The organism is Flavihumibacter petaseus NBRC 106054, assembly GCF_000974785.1.
In the GTDB taxonomy this organism is placed as follows: domain Bacteria; phylum Bacteroidota; class Bacteroidia; order Chitinophagales; family Chitinophagaceae; genus Flavihumibacter; species Flavihumibacter petaseus.
Map to the genome: position 1 here is coordinate 106,358 of NZ_BBWV01000004.1, position 20,227 is coordinate 126,584.

Consider the following 20,227-nt stretch of genomic DNA (forward strand, 5'->3'; position numbering starts at 1 on the left):
CACAACATCTATGAAAACGATTCGTCAACTACTGCCCGCGTTGATATTACTTGCCGGCGGCGCTGGTGTGCAACCATGCAGTGCCCGGTCGGTAACAGACACGGTAAAAACAGACAGCATCATTATTCAGAAAAACTTAAACGATAAAAAATATTCCGTCAACATCTACACCAATGCTTCCCAGCAAGTACTTTTTTTCTCTGCCGCAGGTGAAGAAGGAAAGACCTACCAGTTGCTGCTTTTCCGTCAGAAAGGCAAGCTGATCAAACAAAGCAGGATCCGGAACAGGGAAACTGCTGTAGTCAGCAAACCAGATAAAGGCAACTATTACTTTGAAGTGTTCAGTGATGATGTCAGGATCGAAACAGGCACGATTGAAGTGCGATGAAAAATTTTTAACCAGTAAGCGGCAGGGAAATTGGTAAAATCCAATTATCCGGTTCTAGAGACCTGATCCGTTCCCTATTATCAAGTACCCTTTCTCAAAAGATTTTATTGATTCCCTGCCAACGCTTATTGGGCCAATATCCTCAACTGCCAGCGACGAATAATTGCTGGCAGTTTGTTTTTTATTATTTTGACTTTGCCGTTTTCGACGCGGTCTTTTTTTTGACAACTGTTTTTTCAGCCGGGTTGCCATTTTCTGAAACCGCCACCGCAGCCTTCAGTTCCTCCTTTACAAATCTTGCGGTGTGCCCCACTTTAAGTTTCGCCATCTCTTCCGGTGTACCCTCGAATAAAAGTTGTCCTCCGCCATCACCCCCCTCCGGACCTATATCAATGATATGATCCGCTACCTTGATGACGTCGAGATTGTGTTCGATAACAAGCACCGTATTGCCGCGCTCCACCAGTTTATTGACAACATCCAGAAGATGCTGTATATCCTGGAAATGAAGCCCTGTTGTCGGCTCATCCAAAATATAAAAAGTTTTTCCAGTATCCTTTTTTGAAAGCTCCGTAGCCAGCTTTACCCGCTGCGCCTCTCCTCCGCTCAGGGTAACTGCAGATTGCCCCAGGGTGATATAGCCAAGGCCAACTTCCTGCAGCACTTTGATCTTGCGGTACAGATAAGGGACAGCCTGAAAGAACTCTACTGCTTCATCCACTGTCATATCCAATACATCACTGATCGACTTGCCTTTATACCGGATCTCCAGTGTTTCCCGGTTATATCGCTTGCCATTACATTTCTCGCAATGCACATAAACATCCGGCAGGAAGTTCATTTCGATCACACGCATGCCCCCACCTTCACAGAGGTCACAACGACCGCCTTTTACATTGAAAGAAAATCTGCCTGCTGCATATCCTCTGATCTTCGCTTCCGGAACAGCAGCAAACAATTGACGGATCTCCGTGAAAAAACCACAATATGTCGCAGGGTTACTTCTTGGCGTACGGCCGATCGGAGATTGGTCGATCTCGATCACTTTGTCAATATTCTCCAACCCCTTAACTGATTTGTAAGGCAATGGCTTTTGCTTGGAATCATAACAGTATTGTGAAAGGATCGGATAGAGCGTTTCGTTGATAAGTGTGGATTTCCCGCTGCCGCTTACCCCCGTTACCAAAATCAGTTTACCAAGTGGAAACCTGATATTCAATTGCTGCAGGTTATTCCCCGATGCCCCTTTGATCTCGATGAATTTTCCATTTCCGGAACGCCGTGTTTCAGGAATTGCGATCTGCTTCTTGCCACTCAGGTAAGCAGCCGTTTCAGAACCGGCATCCAATACCTGCTGGGGGGTGCCTTCTGCCACGATTCTTCCGCCGAATTTACCGGCACGCGGGCCGATATCGACCAGGTAATCTGCAGCCATCATAATGTCTTTATCGTGCTCCACGACCAACACACTGTTGCCTATATCCCGGAGATTCTGCAATGCCGAGATCAGGCGCTGATTGTCCCGCTGATGGAGACCAATGCTCGGCTCGTCCAGAACATAGGTGATTCCCTGCAACTGTGAACCGATCTGGGTAGCCAGCCTGATGCGCTGTGACTCGCCGCCACTCAGTGTTCTGGTTGGACGGTTTAATGACAGGTAGGTCAATCCCACATCCAGGAGAAACTGCAGTCTTTCCCGGATCTCTTTCAGAATGTCTTTCGAAATAAGCTGTTGTTTATGGCTCAGGCGCTTTTCAATACCATTGAACCATTCGTACAGTTTATCAAGATTATACTGACTGATCTCGGCAATATTTTTTCCATCAACCTTAAACCAAAGGCTTTCGATCCGGAGACGGTCGCCATTGCAGGTAGGGCAGGTATTCAACTCCATAAAGCTTTCCGCCCATTCCCGTACCGCATCGGAACTAACCGTGCTGAACCAACGCTTCAGCTGAGGAATAATTCCTTCAAACTCTTCTGCATAGATCCGCTCACCTGGAACCGCTTCTGTGAAATCAATTGTCGTTTCTTCCAGCGCTTCTTCCTGTCCGTAGAGGATCAGGTTAAGATCTCGTTCCGGCAGGTCACTGATCGGCTTTTTAAGATCGATCTTATGCTTGCGGGCCAGTTGCTGTACTTGTTTGTATACATATGCCTCGCGCTCTTCGCCCAACGGAGCGATGCCTCCTTCCCTGATGCTCACAGACCGGTCGGGAATGATCGCCTCCATACTGACCTGGTAAACCTGTCCCAGCCCTTTACAGGTAGGGCAGGCGCCATAAGGAGAGTTGAAAGAAAAGCTGTTGGGGGATGGTTCTTCATAACTGATACCTGTATCCTGGCACATCAGCTGGCGGCTGTACTGAATCACTTCATCAGTGTCATTGATGAGCAGGAACAGCAGCCCCTTCCCTACCTGCATGGATTTCTGGATACTCTGACTCAGGCGCAGCTTCATATCCGGTGTCACTGCAAGCCGGTCAATCACCACTTCAATATCATGAATCTTGTAGCGGTCTACCTGCATTTTGGGTACCAGATCCTTCACTTCGCCATCCACCCTCACTTTCAGGTATCCTTTCTTCCGGATATCTTCAAACAGTTCCCGGTAATGTCCCTTTCTGCCGCGAACCAGCGGTGCCAGCAGGCTGATCTTTTTCTTGCTGAACTTACTGTAAATATTTTCAACAATTTCCTCCTCTGAGAATTTCACCATCTTCTTGCCGGTATTGTAGCTGTAGGCATCTGCTGCCCTTGCATACAGGAGACGGAGAAAATCGTATACTTCGGTAATGGTGCCGACCGTTGAGCGCGGATTCTTATTCGTGGTCTTCTGTTCAATGGAGATGACGGGAGACAACCCGGTGATCTTATCGACATCCGGCCTTTCCATATCTCCAACAAACTGGCGGGCATAAGCGCTGAAGCTTTCCATATAGCGGCGTTGCCCTTCATTATAGATCGTGTCGAATGCCAGCGATGATTTACCACTGCCGCTTACTCCTGTAAAAACCACCATGCGGTTTTTGGGAATCGTCAGGTCAATGTCTTTCAGATTGTGCTCACGTGCACCTACCACTTCGATATTTTCCAGATCCCTGACGGGTATCGTTTCTGCTTTCTTTGCCATTTTTTTCTCCTCGCTGCAAAATACTGCAAATCCTAATTTATCTACCTTTGGCCTGCATTTTGCCTATCACTCACCAATAAACAAGATTCACATGAAAAAGTTTGTAAAAGCGATTTTGTCAGGAACGGCCTGTATAATTCTGATCGCGGGATGTAAATCGATGAACAATACACAGAAGGGTGCTGCGATAGGAACTGGCGGTGGTGCCGCCGTTGGTGCTGTTATCGGGAAAGCAGCCGGAAATGCTGGTCTCGGTGCCATCATCGGCGCAGTTGTCGGAGGCACTGCCGGAGGATTAATAGGAAACAAAATGGACAAGCAGGCCAAAGAGATCAAGCAGGAAATTCCTGATGCCAATGTGGAAAGAGTGGAAGAAGGCATTGTAGTGGAATTCAACAGCGAAATCCTCTTCGGGTTTGATAAATCTGACCTGAGCGATGCTTCCAAAACTGAGCTGAAAAAACTGACCACTATTCTGAATAAATACCCTGATACAGATCTTGAAATAGCCGGCCACACAGACAGCCAGGGTGCAGCCGATTACAACCAGAAATTGTCAGAGCGCAGGGCGACTGCAGTGGCGGATTATATTGTAAGTGCGGGGGTGGCCAAATCAAGGGTCAAAACCAAGGGTTATGGGGAATTTGAGCCACGTTACCCCAATGACACTGATGCCAATATGGCCAAAAACAGACGGGTAGATTTTCTGATCACCGCAAATGAGGCCATGAAGAATGAGGCCAAAAAAGAGGCCGGTCAGAACTAACGCCGAAAGCCGGTCCTAAAAATATTTTGGAAAGTTGACCGGGGCGCTGCTATCTTTGCGCCAGTTCTTTACAACATCGCTTATCAAGAAAGGCAGAGGGAAATGGCCCGATGAAGCCTTGACAACCTGTTTTCCACCTCAAAATGGAAAGTAAGGTGCCAAATCCAGCCCGCAAACGGAATCCGGTTGCAGGGGAGATAAGTCTGATGAATAGCTTTACAGAATAAAAATTCTAATATGAGCTCTTCTGATGATTTATCGGAAGAGCTTTTTTTATGCAAAAGCGCTTCCGGTACACTTGATGGGTGGTGTCGCAACCAATTGTTTATCAACAAAAAAAATGTTTAACATGCACGCGACAACACAACTTTTGCACAGCATTCCGGTAGACCCCCAAACAGGAGCGATCGCTGTACCGATTTACCAGACCAGTACATTCGTACAGGACGCGCCTGGAATCAATCGCGGTTTTGACTACAGCCGTTCGAACAACCCTACCCGCCAGGAACTGGAAAAGATCGTGGCCAAACTCGAAGGAGGTACCACTGGTGCAGCTTTCGCCAGCGGTCTGGCGGCGATTGACGCAGTAATCAAACTCCTGGAATCCGGGGACGAGATAATTGCTGTTGACGATATCTACGGTGGCGCCTTCCGGTTATTTGAGAAAGTCTATAAAAAATTCGGAATTACCGTCAACTATGTTGACACTACCGACCTTGGCGCCATTAACCGGGCCATTACTTCCAAAACAAAACTGATCTGGCTGGAAAGCCCGACCAACCCCACGCTCAAAATATCTGACATCCGGGCTGTTGCTGAAATTGCTCACCGATATGGCATTCTGCTTTGTGTCGACAATACCTTTGCTTCACCCATCCTCCAGCAACCGCTGAAACTCGGTGCTGATATTGTCGTACACAGTGCTACAAAATATATTGGCGGACACAGCGATGTGATCGCGGGACTGGTCGTTACCCGTGAGGAAGCCATTGGCACACAGATCAAGTTCTATCAGAATGCCTGCGGAGCAGTTCTCGGCCCTTTTGACAGCTTTCTGCTGATCCGTGGACTCGAAACGCTACCGCTCCGTATCGCTCAACACAGCCGCAACGCAGCAACCATCGCACAATACCTGGAATCCCATCCCCTGGTGGACAAAGTATTCTATCCGGGCCTTACAAGCCATCCCCAGCATGGATTGGCACGGCAACAACAAAAAGACTTTGGCGGTGTTATCAGCTTCAGTCTCCGGACTGACACTGAAGCAGCAGCCATCAGCCTGGTTACCAATACTACGCTCTTCCACCTGGCAGAAAGTCTCGGCGGTGTAAAAAGCCTCGTAAGCCACCCCGCCAGCATGACCCATAAGTCGATCGACGCGGCGACAAGAAAAGCAGCCGGCGTTAAAGACAGCCTTATCCGGCTGAGCGTCGGCCTTGAAGACCCGACAGACCTGATCAATGACCTTGAAACCGCTCTGGCTATTGTTCAGGCAACCCAAAGTGAAAACGGCATTGCACAACAGCTGCACCATTGTTAACCCCATAGCAAACACCATACATGACTTACCACAAGCAGTTAACCATCGGACTATTTGGATTCGGAGTAGTTGGAGAAGGCCTTTACAAGGTGCTACAACAAACACCCTCGTTGAGTGCCCGAATAAAAAAAGTATGCATCAAAGACCCGAATAAAAAAAGAAACGCGCCTCCGGTGCTGTTTACGACAGATCGTGAAGAACTGTTGCAGGATGAAGAAATCAATGTGATCGTTGAAGTGATCAATGAGGCCGGTCCTGCATTTGATATCGTAAAAACAGCCTTGCTGAAAGGAAAATCTGTGGTAAGTGCAAGCAAGAAAATGATCGCAGAACATTTGCCGGAACTCCTGGCACTACAGCAGGAAACCGGTCAGAGCTTTCTGTACGAATCCGCTGCCTGTGCTTCGATCCCCGTCATCCGCAACCTCGAAGAATACTATGATAACGACCTGCTCCACGGCATCAAGGCAATCGTTAACGGTTCCACCAATTTCATTCTTACGAAGATGTTCGAGGACAAGCTCGACTTTCAGCAGGCTTTACTGCTGGCCCAACAACTGGGCTTTGCGGAGTCTGATCCAAAGCTTGATGTGGAAGGTTTCGATGCAGTGAACAAGTGGGCTTTCCTGCTCACCCACGCTTACGGCATCATTGAACACCCCGACAATTTATTGTTCACCGGTATTCAGAACATTCACGCGATGGATGCCCGGGTTGCTGCTGAAAAGGGGCAGCAGATCAAGCTGGTGGCACAGGCGCAGAAACTGACCAATGGCAAGGTGGCCAGCTTTGTTATCCCGCAATTTATTCCCCAGGAAGACCACCTGGCATTTGTAAAGAATGAATACAACGGCGTGGTGATAGAAAGCGGATTTTCCGACAAACAGTTCTTTTACGGAAAAGGTGCAGGAAGTTTCCCGACAGCCTCAGCTGTATTAAGCGACCTTTCTGCCCTCCGCTACGATTACAAATACGAATACAAGAAACTCTATCACCACCAGCCGAATACCCTAACGGATGACTTTTACCTGAGGGTATATGTGAGCTTTACCGACTGGAAACATATCCCACGCGAAAAATTTGAATGGATTGAAGAATGGCATGCACGGGAAGAGAGGAAATACCTGGTAGGGGTACTGCCGGTGAAAGAACTGTTTGAAAACAACTGGTGGAAATCCAACCATACTTCCCTGATCCTGACTGCAGATCCAATCATTGAGGATGTAGCCATCCAGCAACTGAAGAAAAAAAGCCTGGAACTGGCGGGTATAGTATAGTTCGATTCAGGGCTACAGGAATTAATTGTAAATTCCTGTATGGAAAACGCCGTTGTCAAAAAGGACAAAAATGCCATTGAAGTCTGCCTGGTAGTATTACTATTCCTGGTGTTGCTGTGGGCTTTGTACAAAGTCATCGGTCCATTTTTCGGTGTATTCACCTATGCCTGTATTCTTGCTGTTTCGTTCCGGCATTTCTTTCATAGAATGCAACGGTCTATGGGAGGAAAGAAGGTATGGGCAGCCATAACCTATGCTTTTTTACTGATTGCCATTATGGCCATCCCCTTCCTGCTGTTCCTGAATGCATTGGGTAAATATTTTCATCATGTGCAGGAAATGCTGGTCAATCTCAAATCATCGGGTATACCTGCGCTGCCGGAATGGATCGCTTCACTGCCGCTGGTTGGAGATAACCTGCAGAAGAGCTGGACGCTGATGCAACAGGACCCAAACGCTTCTATTCATGTGTACGAGCACCAGATCAAAGCAATACTGGGGAAGATTCTGCATGAAGGTGCCGGTTTGCTCGGGTCCGGAGCTGAACTGATACTGGGCATCATCATTTCTGCCGTTTTTCTCGTGCACCAGGAGAATCTTCTGCGCATCGTTTACAGGGCCAGCCAGCATATCATCGGGAAAGATGACGGACCAGCACTGCTGGATGCCGCTGCAAAAGCTGTACGTGGTGTTGCTATTGGCGTAATGGGAACCGGATTTATTACTGCAGTGCTTGCGTGGCTTGCCTACACAATTGCGGGTATTCCGTTGCCAACGGTGATGGCAGCGCTGATTTTTCTGTTTACCATTATTCAGATTGGTGCCTGGGTAGTCTGGGTGCCCCTTGGTGCCTGGTTACTGTATAATGGCCATACTGGCCAGGCTGCATTCGTTGGCATATTCGGCATTGTCCTGATCCTGCTCGACACGTTTCTGAAGCCTGTCCTGATCGCCAAATCCGGAAAATTACCGATCCTGGTTTTGTTTGTTGGCGTGCTCGGGGGGCTGGCCGCCTGGGGATTCACAGGAATGTTCAAAGGTGCGATTGTCCTTGCTGTTGCCTATACCATTTTTCAGTCCTGGATGTCAAGGCATCCTATTACGGAGGTCCCCGGCGAGCCGGAGACTGATAATGGTGAGGAGGGCAAGTACAATAATAATGGCGATCCAGAGCATGGACTTTCCGATGCCGTTACCTGAAGAAGCTTTCACCGGCTGTTGCCTGGCCAACAAACCTGCTGGTTGAATATCTGCCATTACCCGGGGAAGGCTGTCGCGAAAATATTTGAGGTCATATTGGGGGGGCGTTTTTAAGGAGTCATCTCCAGCCAGTAACCGGTATTTTTCACCGGCTCTGAGCCATGCAATGACACTTTGCTGCAATTGGTAAGCAATTATCCTGTTCCAGCGCAAAGGCTGATCATCTTCATTTTCGACTACCAGCCAAAGTGATTTACCCCGGTTTTTTACATTGATATCACCAGTTCCGCCCGAACGCAACAACCTGGTATTAAGAATATCAGTACAGGTTTCATTGGCGTAGAGGGAAACTGATCGGTGGAAAAATCTCGCACCGTCCGGTTGAAGCACCAGCTTATCAAGCGTAAATGGCTCCTTCCAGTCCAGCCGTATATAAGACTTCCTGTTGCTGCTGTCGCGCTGGGTAATGGCAGCCGGAGGCAGCAAAACAAACTTCCCTTCCAGAAGATCGTTTTTATATATTCCTGCCTGCAAAAGTTTCACTGGTACCAATCCTTTTTCTTCCTGTACGATCCTTATGTAACGGTACCTAACACCCGGTAAAGGGATCGCCTGCACGAATGAACTATCATCATCACTATTGACGCTTTCCAGCGGAATATGCTCCTTTATGGCAAACCATTGCCGATTATCATCGCTTCCGAACATCGATAAGCCACGCCCCACAATGGCATTCCGGAATCGCAGTTCCAGCATATTGACCACTACCTGACCGGAATTTTCAGCTGTGTTAAAATACCGACCGGCAGTATCACGGCCACTCTCCAACAGCGGAAATAACCGGAATTCTGGCTTCAGTACTGATGCAACAGCTGGATCATTAATGAACGGTATTGTGCTGTCGCTGGCTGCTAAGGCAAGACGGATATCAGTCAGACCATCCAGCGCACGGGCAGCTATCTCAGGTGTAATAACGATCCGGTAAAACCCATCCTGTTGCACTACCGGCAGTTCAGCCTGATAGCGAAAACTCCCCTGCCCATACCCAACTGCAACGCCAATAAGGGCCAAAACAACCAGGGAAAATCTATACCGATGGTTTTTCTTCATCTTCTATGATAATTTTCTTTAGCCGCTGATACATGAATGATACGACCAGCAACAAGACACCCAGGCAGAAGAATGCAGCTATTTTTCCCGCCACCGAAATATTCCGGATGTCGAATACGAATAGTTTGATCAGTGTAAGTGTAAACAGGCTGAGTGAAATGATACGCAATGTTTTCCACTTTTTTCTCATCCCCTGCCACATCAGCACAAAGGAACAGCCCCCCCACAGAATCGGGAGGCCTGATTTAAGGTATATCCGCTGTAAGTCGGATAGAGAATGCGTGGGACTGAAAAATATCTGATTGACCAGTAAATGACCGGCAATACTCAGCAGCAACACCGAGCAGAAAACCAATAACCAGGGTGCTGCATCGCCTAATGGTAACAGCAGCGGATCGTTGTTGTACACCATCCTGGAGAACCACGCTATCATTAAAGCTACTACGGCGCCGGCAAGCCAGTACCACAGGAAAGGCACCAGGCTCTTCCCCGCCTGGAGTATCTCAGCCTGAACGTGGAAGACATTGGAGGTAAGCAGGAAAAAGTAAAATAGCGTGAACGCAATGATACTCGCCAACAGGTATTTCTGCACTTGAAATATTCTTATATAATTCCTTAGCAGAAATAGCAAACCACTAAAACAAACAGTATACGCCATCTCATACATCATCAGGCTTTGCTGACCTGCTGCAGCATCAATCCGCCTGTCTATCTCGAGTATACCGGAAATATAAAAAATGAGGAGGCCGGCAATTTCTACGATATAACCGATCAAACGCTGCTCCCTGTCTCGTACCAGGTAAAACAAGGCAAAAGTTGTAATACCGGCATACAATCCCGTCAGGAGACCTGCACCTGCTTCCCAATCGATCATAAGACTAATCATCATGGCACCCCACACCAGTGCGGTAGTATAACGGAACAGGGGCATCCTGCTCCGGACATGTACCCAGTACAACAATACTGCTTCCGTCGCCCAGAACAGGGTAATATGGTTTCCTTTTAACTGAATTGGAGCCGTAAGGGAAATAAAACTTACCGTTAATCCTATAAGCAGGAAAATAATATTGGCTTCCACTTTCCGGTTCCGGAAAAAGATAAAGGAAAGCAAACAGTAAATAACCGCCATTGCAATGGTAAATAGCCCCTGTAAATGTTCTGCCTGCATGCGATGCAACAAAATGAGTCCTGCTGTAAAAAACAGGGCCGCATTCGACAATATCATGCTGAAGTCAGCTGCGACAAAAGATTGATTTCTGCGAATGTTATAGGCCACATTGGCAGCAAAAAAGATTATATGAAACAGGATGGCAAACCAAAAGCCGGCCATGTAGTCTTTTGTACTGAGGGTTGCAGGCGCTGTTGCCAGCCAGCCGCCGAAAAGCAGTACTGTAAATACAAAGGCCAGCAGGTTCAGCAACCGCCAGTTTTTCCGGTAGGCAATCAGCAACAATCCCGCATTCAGCAATGAGAGATACGTAAAAAGCGCCCTGAAATTGCCGCTGTTATTGCTGACCAGGAAAGGGGCTGCAAATCCACCGACGAGTCCGATCACTGCAAGCTCCTGCCGGTCGTATAGCAGTGATAGAATCACAGCAAAAACTGTGATTACCAACATAATGATAAACGCGATAGACTGAGGGAAAAGATGAAATTGCTGGTACGCCAGTGCGATGGTAAAATATAATACTGCAATACCGCCACCAACTATTACAGAACTGAAGGCGTGATACGAACGCCGCAGGTAGTGACCAATTCCAATCAGGACACCAGCACAAAGCACCCCAATCGCTACCCTTCCGACCGGTCCGATCCAGTTGTTGTCGATCGCAAATTTTACAAAGTACGCAATCGCCATCACCAGGATTGCAATCCCGATCTTACTCACCAGGTTCTCGCCAATAAATTTTTCTAGATCCGGATGCCTGTCGAAGAAGCCAGGCTTTGGTGCCTGAACTTCATGCTGAACGGGTGAAAATGCCACTTCCGCAGAGACTTCTTCTTCCTTCTCCGTCTCACCAACCACTTCAAAACCGGATTTCCAATAGTCCCGCTGAACAGGTGTCGGCTCAGGCTCCACTGGTACGGGAATCGCTACCGGTTCCTCAAATGGTTCAGGCGCGGTTGTTGGTTCAGGCTGCACGGGCGCTATGGGTGGCGAATCAGGAGCAACAGAAACAGGTTTTGATTCCACCGGAACCTGTTCTTTTTTCCAGGATGTAATTTCCTGGCGCAATTGCCAAAGCTGATTATCCAGCCTCTTGAATTCTGCGCGAACAATATTCTTCAGGGAAAACAGCACTACCAGCATGACCAGGCAGAGCGGAATAAGTAAAAATTCCATGGTTAAGGGTTCACTCCAAATATAGTGTTCTTTTTTCCCGCACACTGCGGAAACAGTATTCTATAATCCGGATGGTATCCCTTGCCTGTTGCGGCAACACCTGCAATGCAGCTTCACCTCTAATCGCCTCTGCTACATTTTTGAAAAAGTCCTGGTAACGGCCAGTTTCTGTTTCCACGGAAGCCTGAAGGTTCATCCCCTGCCAGGTAGTATTGATCTTTCCCCAGGCAGACTCCGGGTCCTTGCCCCAGTCAGCCATTGTTTGCGGCGTATATCCTGCCTTGAGTGCATTTTCCTGGGGATCCATGCCATATTTGACGAATGTCCCTTTATCTCCATGGATAACAAAATGGGGGCCTGGTTGCCGGATCAGCATTCCGGAGCTTAATGCCACCCGCACCCCATCATATTGCAATATTATCTCGAAACGATCATCCACCTTGCCTCCCGGCCTTTGGATGAGCGCTTCCGCATGAAGCGTGCGCGGCCAGCCGAACAGGTGCAGTGCCTGATCAATAAGGTGTGCGCCGAGGTCGTAAAGTATTCCTGAACCCGGCAGATCTTCTTCGCGCCAGGCATGTGGCCGAAGCTCCGGGCGGAACCGGTCATAGTTGATCTTCAATTCAGCCACCCTGCCGAGCATACCGCTGGCCAGCAGCTTTTTTACTGTTGCAAAGTCGCCGTCAAATCGCCTGTTATGGTGCACTGTCAGCAACCTTCCGGTGGCTTCACTAACATTTATCAGCTCCTCTGCATCAGCACTGGTAATCGTAAATGGTTTTTCCAGAATAACATGTTTGCCGGCTTCCATAGCCGCTTTGGCAAGCGGGACGTGGCTGGTATTCGGCGTAGCAACGATTACCAATTCAATGTCCGGGTCATTGATTATCGCTTGCGCATCGGGTACAATAACAGTTTTTGGATACAACGAAGTGGCGAGTGCTGCGGCTTCGGGATTGGACGTACTGATCCTAATCAGTTCCAGGCCGTTGTGACTGTTCACAAAAGGTGCATGGAACACCCGTCCTGCCATGCCAAATCCGATTAGTCCGGTTTTTACTGATTGCTTCACTTGTTTCAATTTGGACACAAATTAGGCCTGTTTCTTCTCGCTGAAAAAGAAAACAAAATACAGGAGCACCAGAAAGGCAATTCCAGCCGGCACCATCCACACGGATTTCCATAAATGCGCTCCCCCTACCTGGTAACGGTCAACAGTAAAGCCGGCAAACCAGGTACCGACAAACATCCCCAGGCCATAGGTTGCAAACGTAAACAAGCCCTGAGCACCATTTTTGATGCCCTCTCCCGCCTTCTTCTCCGTATACATATAACCAGTCACAAAAAAGAAGTCATAACATACACCATGCAGTATGATGCCTGAATACAGAAGCCAGGATTCAGGTTGCCCGTAGCCGTAAGCAAAGCAAATATAACGGAGCACCCAGGCGCCCATGCCGATCAGCAGCATTTTCTTTACGCCGATCCGGTTAAAAAGAAAAGGAATTGCAAGAATAAAAAGTCCTTCCGATACCTGACCCAGAATCATCTTTCCGGCTGCATTTGTCATCCCGATTTCGTCCAGGAAAGAATTGGCAAAACTATAGTAAAAGGCCAGCGGTATGCAAACCAGCACCGCAGCGATAAAAAATATCAGGTAGGCCTTACTCCTGAACAGCACACCGGCATCTTTCATCATGTTACCACCCTGCGCAGCACTTCCCTTTGGAGGTGTATTGGGCAAAAAGAAACTGAACAGGCCCAATGCCACCGACACTCCGGCTGCCAGGTAAAAACTATTCGCCGTTTTAGCAAAATTGAGATAGCCGACAAGTAACCCGGCAAGTATCCATCCGACGGTTCCGAATACCCTGATCCAGGGAAATTGTTTGCCTGCGTCATCCATCTGATAGAACGCAATATTGTTCGACAAAGCTATGGTCGGCATATACAAAAGCGAATATGCCAGTACTATCCAGTAAAATGTCTGGTTGGCGGTAACTTTGGTTGCTGCGATCAGTAATACTGCTCCAAGCAGGTGGAGCCACCCCATGATTTTCTGTGCGGGGAAGAACCGGTCAGCCACCAGCCCTACAAAGAGTGGCGATACCATCGTCGCCACGGCGAGTGCGCTGTATGCTGCCCCTACATGTATCCCGGTTGCCTGTAACCGGCTGATCATATATGTACCCATGGTCACATACCAGGCACTCCAGATGAAATACTCCATGAACATCATGGCCGATAACATGACACCGGTTCTTGTTTTCATAGCTGTTAAAATACAAACTAAGTTTTACTTCACGGCAATTTCGACGCCTGTCTTGCAAGCAGTTTCCATCCGCTCTTTTGTTTCTCCCAAACCTGTAACACCGCAAGCTTCAGATTGATCTCATTGCCCTTGTCAACGATCACAGCAGTCAATACATGGCGCACAACTCCCGTATTGCCACTGTAAAGAATTGTTTGATCTGCCACTTGTAAGGTTTTAAAATCGGCGCCTCCGGATACGAGGGCCCGTATAAACTGGTCACGGTCTTCAATCCGGCCAACTGAATGACCATAGGTCAATCGCTTATCTGTTAATCGTGCCAGGGCACTGCTATCTGCATCCAGTATTGCTTTATTCAGGGCATCAACAGCATCGGGTAGAGAAGAAGACGTCTGCTGTTGCGCCATCAGGATGGCACTGCAGGCAATTGCGATCAACAGCAAATACAGTTTCCTGTGCATGGTTGTCAGTTTAAAGGTCAATACGTTTCATCCTTGGCGCCAGCAAATGCATGAGGAGCCAGGTGAAAAGATAAGCAAATCCGCAAATGAAGAACATGATAGCATATCCTTTCGGCAGATTACCCAGAATTTTATAGTGATCGAACAATGCGCCGGCCAGTACCGCAATCAGCATTCCTCCAAGTGCGCCGGCCATACCGCCGATGCCGGTAACAGAAGCCACGGCTTTTTTTGGGAACATGTCTGATACAGTGGTATAGATATTTGCCGACCATGCCTGGTGCGCAGCTGCTCCGAATCCAATAATCAGTACCGCCCACCACATGTTAAAACTGCCAAGCCATTGAGCCGCCATCACCGGCAGGGCACATAATGCATATCCGAACATGGCAAGCTTGCGCGATCTGAAAACCGGCATTCCAGAACGGATAAGGGAATAAGGCAACCATCCGCCAACCACGCTGCCAATAGCGGAAAGAATATAAACAGTAGCAACGGGCAACGCCAGATCTGTTTTTTCCAATCCGTACTGGGCTTTCAGAAAAGCAGGTAACCAGAACAGGTAAAACCACCAGACGGGGTCAGTAAAGAATTTGCCACATACATAGGCCCAGGTTTGCCGGTATCGTAAAAGACTGACCCATTTCACCGGTTCTTCGGTTTCCCCTGCACCCTTCACAACTTCATCGGTATCACTCTGTATATAGGCCAACTCGGCAGCGCTGATTCGGGGGTGCGTTTCAGGTTTTGAGAAAGCCCGAAACCACAATACCAGCCAGAGCAGCCCCACCGCCCCGGTCAGAATAAACGCCCATTGCCAGCCCAGCCGCACTTCGATAAAAGGCACTGTTAAGGGTGCCAGTATTGCACCCAGTGCTGTTCCCGAATTAAAGAAGCCGGTGGCAAATGATCTTTCGGCTTTGGGGAACCATTCCGCAACGGTTTTGATGGCGGCAGGAAAATTTCCCGCCTCACTTATTCCCAAAGCTGTCCGCGCCAGAATAAACCCGCCTGTACTCACCACAAAAGCATGACCGATCGCTGCAACACTCCAAAGAGTCAGGGAGAGCGCGTAGCCGCTTTTCGTTCCGATTTTGTCAATTACCCTGCCGGCAAGCAGCAACCCGATTGCATAAGACAACTGAAAGGCAGTCACAATGCGGGAATAATCGGTTTCGGACCAGTTATAAGCCTTTTCAAGCGTAGGCTTCAACAGGCTGATCACAGCCCGGTCGAGATAGTTGATGGTGGTGGCAAGGAACACCAGCGTGCAGATGAACCATCGGATGCTGCCGCTATTTTCGTGATTTTTTAATGTCATAGATATATTCAAGCACTCGTTTGATTTCCTCTGTAATGGCGGAGTAATTCAGGTCAGCCAGCAGATCTTTTCGCAACAGTGCACCACCCAATCCCACTGCAATAACCCCGCTGCTGAACCAGTTTTCAAGATTTGTCCGTTCCGTATCCACTCCGCCTGTCGGCATAAACTGCATCTGCGGAAAAACTTCGCGGACTGCCCGCACGAATCCGGGACCGAGAATATTTCCCGGAAACAACTTGACTATGCGCGCTCCGGCGGCCTCTGCTTTCATGATCTCAGTAGCAGTCATGCAACCGGGTATCCATAGCCGATGTGCTTTGTGGACCATCTCCCCTATGACTTCATCCATTCCGGGACTCACCACAAAATCTGCCCCTCCTTTCAGGAAAAGCTTTGCCGATTTGGCATCCTTGATCGTCCCGATACCAAGTAACAGTCCGGGCAGGTTCTCATCGGCATAACTGCGCATTACCCGGAAATTTTCCAGCGCCATAGTGCCACGGTTGGTATATTCCACGAGCCTGGCACCGCCATCATATATTGCTTTCAGCAACTGGCAGCAAATGCCGGGATCCGGATGATAATACAATGGCATCAACCCTGTATCGGACAACGCTTCAAGAATAACCGACGCCTTATGCATATTGCTGTTGAATTTTTTTGATCTGTTCAATGGTTTGCCTGGTGCTGTCGCCTTTTTCCTGGAGTTTGCCAAATGCCGCGGCTGCAGCAAAGCTGACAATTGCCTCCGGTGACGCTCCTGCTTTAATGCCACGGATCAAGCCGGCCATGAAACAATCACCGCTACCCACCCGGTCAACAATTGTTGTCGCCCTGAAAACCGGTGATATTGCCCTGCTTACTTTTTGATCCAGGCAAGCGAAATAACACAGACCACGCTCCTGGTCAAAACGGAAAGTGTTGGCAACAGTATGAACTTTGGGAAACGCAGCGAAAATCCCTGCTGCTGCACCTGTGGCAATTTCAGCCCACTGCGCCGCATCTGTATGCGCTTGTCCTGAATTATCGTTGGGAATACCCAGAAGCTTGTCCGCACTCCAGATATTTCCCATTACAACGTGACAATAGGATACGAGTTCGGGCAGCACAGTCCGGGGATCGGGTCTGTTCGCCCAGAGCATCTCCCTGTAGTTCAGATCAACAGATATCGTGATATTCTTCTTTTCTGCCGCACGCAAAGCTTCCAGGCACAGCGCGTTCACATTGTCACTTAAAGGGGGAGAGATAGCACTGAAATGAAACCAGTCAACACCTTCCAGGGCCCTGCCCCAGTCAATTGAGCCAGGCTGAAGCTGTGAAAATGAAGAATGCGCGCGATCATAGATAACACCCGCATGCCTGAGATCAGTTCCCTGGGGCAGATAATACACCCCCACCCTGTTTCCGGAGAAGATCATTGAGGTTGTATCAATTCCGGATTGAGCTACATATGCAGCCACTGATTTACCCATTCCGTTGGCAGGCACAGCAGAAATATAACGGACGGGGATATCCCAGTGCTTCAATGCCATGGCAACATTCAGTTCTGCACCACCGAGGTATACCGGCATGTCATTAGTTTGCAGCCAGGTCAATTCAAAGGCCGGAGACATCCGTAACAAAACCTCACCAAAGCAACAGACTTTTTCCATTCATGGAAAATACAACAAAATAAAACGTGCCACCTTCGTCTGGTTTATCCGATTCCCCCACGCCATTGTCAAAAAAATCCGAAATAGGAACGCGCATTATAATAGCACACATCCTGTACGATCTTACCGATCCAGGGAAAATCATCAGGCAATTCACCGGCTTCCATCTCTTTTCCCAACAGGTCACAGAGAATGCGCCTGAAATATTCATGGCGCGGAAAGGAAAGGAAACTGCGTGAATCAGTAAGCATGCCTACAAATCTGCTCAGCAATCCCATATTGGAAAGCGTGTTGAGTTGCCGGATCATTCCATCCTTCTGATCCAGAAACCACCAGGCCGAACCCCATTGCATTTTTCCCGGAACCGACCCGTCATTGAAATTTCCAATCATCGTCGCCATCACTTCATTGTCCGCCGGATTAAGGTTATAGAGTATCGTTTTGGCAAGCTGATTCCCGGCATCCAGGTTATCCAGAAAATCAGATAAAGCCTTTGCCTGCGGGAAGTCACCGATTGAATCCCATCCGGTATCCGGACCTAAAGTCCGCAACATCCGCCGGTTATTATTCCGCAACGCTCCTACATGGAACTGTTGCACCCAGTTTTTTTCATGATCCCAGGTTGCAAATTCATGAAGGAGAAATGACTTGTATTGTAAAACTTCCACTGGATGAATTTCTTCTCCCGCAAGGAAACGGCTGAATATGCGTTCAGCTGTATGATGATCAACGGGCAGCGCATAAAGGTTTTCAAGCCCATGATCTGAAATCCGGCACCCGTGTCTTGCGAAGTGGTCATGCCTTGTCCTGAGGCATGCAAGCAGGCGTTGCAGATCATTCAGCTCCGTATTACTAACGGCAGACAATCGTTCTAAGTATTGCCGGAGCCTTGCGCCGTCCTCCATCTGCATAACAGCATCAGGCCGGAAGGCAGGATATACCGCCGTTGTCCCCTTTTGTTCCGAATGTACGCGGTGATGTTCCAGGGAATCTGCCGGATCGTCAGTAGTGCAAACTACTTCCACTTTACAGCGTTCCAACAATTGCTGAACCCTGAATTCCGGCCCTGACAGCATCTCGTTGCAGGTGTCATAAATAATATCGGCCGTTTCAGCACTTAGCAACGTGGAAATTCCGAAATAACGCTGCAGTTCAAGATGCGTCCAGTGATATAGTGGATTCCTGACCGTATAGGGAACTGTCGCTGCCCAGTGCCGGAACTTCTCCCGGTCTGTTGCATCTCCGGTAATGAAATGTTCAGGCACGCCATTCGCTCTCATAGCACGCCACTTATAGTGATCTCCCTGAAGCCAAAGGCTGGTAAGGTTTTCAAACTGGTGATTTCGCGCTATATAGTCGGGTGGTAAATGGTTATGGTAGTCGATGATAGGAAGGTCCGCCGCATATTCGTGGTAAAGCCGGCGTGAGGCTTCAGTTTGCAACAAAAAATCTCTGTCGAGAAAGGCCTTCATGGTGTCAAGTTAGTTGTTGTCTGTTTATCATTCTGTTTCCCCGCCAGTTTCCTTACCAGCCAGGGCAATGTCAGCCCCTGGCCCAGCAAAGTAATCAGCACTACGGCGACTGATATGAAAATAATGGCATTTCGCTGGGGAAACGCTGTACCATCAGTCAGCGTTAATGGCAAACCGATAGCGATCGCCAGTGATACAATACCCCGCATACCTGACCAGCTGACGATCAGGCTTGTCCGTATATCCAGCAATGCCTCTTCCTTCACCCGCTTGTGCTGCCTGACAAATGCGCGTTCGAGGTTCACCTGCTGAAGAAATACTCTCGCCATACGCATCAGGAGGGCTGCCAGGGTAATGATGACGGCATATCCGATATAGGGAACTATAAGCCTTTCATCCAGAGTTTGCACGATATAGGGAAATTGAAGCCCGATCAAAAGGAATATCAGGCCGTTCAGCAGGTAGATCATCACACTCCAGAAATTGCGGGATTGTTGCTTGAGGTGTTCCGGAAATACTTTTCTGCTGAGATGCCCCATGCTTAACCCCAAAACAACAACTGCAAGCACGCCGGATACCTGGAACGCTTCAGCAAACAGGTAGGTAATAAAGGGGATCAGTAAAATAAAACTGATGATTACGAGATTGTTTCGGGGAAACTGCCTTAATACCAGGCCAAACAGGCGTCCCATTACAAGGCCCACAAGCACACCGCCGATCATGAGCCGCACAAAAGCCAGTCCCGCCTGCCACCATACGAAGCCTGTTCCGGCAACTGCGGCAACAGAGAACCTGTAGGCAACCAGCGCAGACGCGTCATTGACAAGACTCTCACCTTCGAGGATATCTTTTGTCTTCTGAGTCAGGCCAAGACCGCTGGTAACCCCCATCGCGGCAACAGCATCTGTTGCGGAAAGGATTGCGCCCAGCACAAAGGCCAGCGGCCAGGTAAATCCCGGGATCAGGTAACGCGCTACGATCGCAATACCCAGTGTCGATAAAAACACCAGCGAAACACCAAGGGTAGTGATTGTATTGAAATGTACCCGGAATGCGTCCTTTTCCATATTGAAAGCTGCATCATATAACAACGGAGGAAGAAACAGCAGGAAGATAACTTCGGGTTCCAGTTCAACTTTTGGTATGACCGGAATAAATCCAATTCCTATTCCTGCAAGGATAAGCAAGATGGGAGCCGGCAATTTAAGACTTTCGCTTACTGCCGACAGAATAACCATTATGGCCAGTATAAAGAGTACCACCCCGTAGTGTTCCATGATCAGTGCTT

At 48.6% G+C, this 20,227-nt stretch carries 16 protein-coding genes and 1 riboswitch; of the genes, 5 read left to right on the forward strand and 11 right to left on the reverse strand.

Annotation, left to right across the window (positions count from 1 at the left end; all coding sequences use genetic code 11):
• The first annotated feature begins 10 nt into the window (after nt 1-10).
• On the forward strand, nt 11-388 hold the full coding sequence (locus tag FPE01S_RS19840; protein ID WP_046370844.1) for a hypothetical protein: 378 nt from the start codon (nt 11-13) through the stop codon (nt 386-388).
• A gap of 184 nt (nt 389-572) precedes the next feature.
• On the opposite strand, the gene uvrA is transcribed toward FPE01S_RS19840, so the two are convergent.
• On the reverse strand, nt 573-3,521 hold the full coding sequence (uvrA, locus tag FPE01S_RS19845) for an excinuclease ABC subunit UvrA (RefSeq protein WP_083990354.1): 2,949 nt from the start codon (nt 3,519-3,521) through the stop codon (nt 573-575).
• A 91-nt stretch (nt 3,522-3,612) separates the two neighbouring features.
• Between uvrA and FPE01S_RS19850 the strand changes: the two genes are divergently transcribed.
• The 4 genes from FPE01S_RS19850 (at nt 3,613) to FPE01S_RS19865 (ending at nt 8,304) form a co-directional block, all read left to right on the forward strand.
• Nucleotides 3,613-4,287: a YiaD family glycine zipper/OmpA-like lipoprotein gene (locus FPE01S_RS19850; protein ID WP_046370845.1), complete on the forward strand. Its 675-nt coding sequence runs from the start codon at nt 3,613-3,615 to the stop codon at nt 4,285-4,287.
• A gap of 77 nt (nt 4,288-4,364) precedes the next feature.
• A riboswitch (SAM riboswitch) is annotated at nt 4,365-4,491 on the forward strand.
• Nucleotides 4,492-4,636: 145 nt separating this feature from the next.
• Entirely contained in the window at nt 4,637-5,827 is a 1,191-nt protein-coding gene (locus FPE01S_RS19855) for a trans-sulfuration enzyme family protein (protein ID WP_046371258.1), read from the forward strand.
• Nucleotides 5,828-5,847: 20 nt separating this feature from the next.
• Nucleotides 5,848-7,104 carry a homoserine dehydrogenase gene (locus FPE01S_RS19860; protein WP_046370846.1) on the forward strand — a complete coding sequence of 419 codons (1,257 nt, stop codon included), beginning with the start codon at nt 5,848-5,850 and terminating at the stop codon, nt 7,102-7,104.
• 39 nt (nt 7,105-7,143) lie between these two features.
• Nucleotides 7,144-8,304, forward strand: coding sequence for an AI-2E family transporter (locus tag FPE01S_RS19865; RefSeq protein ID WP_052956050.1), 1,161 nt, complete (start codon nt 7,144-7,146; stop codon nt 8,302-8,304).
• Here FPE01S_RS19865 and FPE01S_RS25965 read toward each other — a convergent pair.
• The 10 genes from FPE01S_RS25965 to FPE01S_RS19915 form a co-directional block, all read right to left on the reverse strand.
• On the reverse strand, nt 8,191-9,414 hold the full coding sequence (locus FPE01S_RS25965; RefSeq protein ID WP_157474110.1) for a hypothetical protein: 1,224 nt from the start codon (nt 9,412-9,414) through the stop codon (nt 8,191-8,193). The two genes, FPE01S_RS19865 and FPE01S_RS25965, sit on opposite strands and share 114 nt — an antisense overlap.
• Nucleotides 9,392-11,758 (reverse strand): DUF2339 domain-containing protein, encoded by a 2,367-nt coding sequence (locus FPE01S_RS19875; protein WP_046370848.1) that lies wholly within the window; start codon nt 11,756-11,758, stop codon nt 9,392-9,394. Before FPE01S_RS19875 ends, FPE01S_RS25965 begins: the two co-directional genes overlap by 23 nt.
• Nucleotides 11,759-11,768: 10 nt before the next feature.
• Nucleotides 11,769-12,830, reverse strand: a complete 1,062-nt coding sequence (locus tag FPE01S_RS19880; RefSeq protein ID WP_046371260.1) for an oxidoreductase — start codon at nt 12,828-12,830, stop codon at nt 11,769-11,771.
• Between the two features lie 21 nt (nt 12,831-12,851).
• On the reverse strand, nt 12,852-14,030 hold the full coding sequence (locus tag FPE01S_RS19885) for a nucleoside permease (protein ID WP_046370849.1): 1,179 nt from the start codon (nt 14,028-14,030) through the stop codon (nt 12,852-12,854).
• Nucleotides 14,031-14,059: 29 nt separating this feature from the next.
• Nucleotides 14,060-14,491 (reverse strand): nuclear transport factor 2 family protein, encoded by a 432-nt coding sequence (locus FPE01S_RS19890; RefSeq protein WP_046371261.1) that lies wholly within the window; start codon nt 14,489-14,491, stop codon nt 14,060-14,062.
• Nucleotides 14,492-14,501: 10 nt separating this feature from the next.
• Complete coding sequence (locus tag FPE01S_RS19895) at nt 14,502-15,812, reverse strand: MFS transporter (protein ID WP_046370850.1); 1,311 nt, start codon at nt 15,810-15,812, stop codon at nt 14,502-14,504.
• On the reverse strand, nt 15,787-16,458 hold the full coding sequence (locus FPE01S_RS19900; protein ID WP_046370851.1) for a beta/alpha barrel domain-containing protein: 672 nt from the start codon (nt 16,456-16,458) through the stop codon (nt 15,787-15,789). Before FPE01S_RS19900 ends, FPE01S_RS19895 begins: the two co-directional genes overlap by 26 nt.
• A complete protein-coding gene (locus tag FPE01S_RS19905) occupies nt 16,451-17,467 on the reverse strand; it encodes a sugar kinase (protein ID WP_046370852.1) in 1,017 nt (338 codons plus the stop codon). The genes FPE01S_RS19900 and FPE01S_RS19905 overlap by 8 nt, the downstream gene beginning before the upstream one ends.
• Before the next feature lie 68 nt (nt 17,468-17,535).
• Entirely contained in the window at nt 17,536-18,939 is a 1,404-nt protein-coding gene (gene uxaC, locus FPE01S_RS19910; RefSeq protein WP_046370853.1) for a glucuronate isomerase, read from the reverse strand.
• Nucleotides 18,936-20,216, reverse strand: a complete 1,281-nt coding sequence (locus tag FPE01S_RS19915) for a Na+/H+ antiporter (RefSeq protein WP_046370854.1) — start codon at nt 20,214-20,216, stop codon at nt 18,936-18,938. Before FPE01S_RS19915 ends, uxaC begins: the two co-directional genes overlap by 4 nt.
• Between the last annotated feature and the right edge of the window lie 11 nt (nt 20,217-20,227).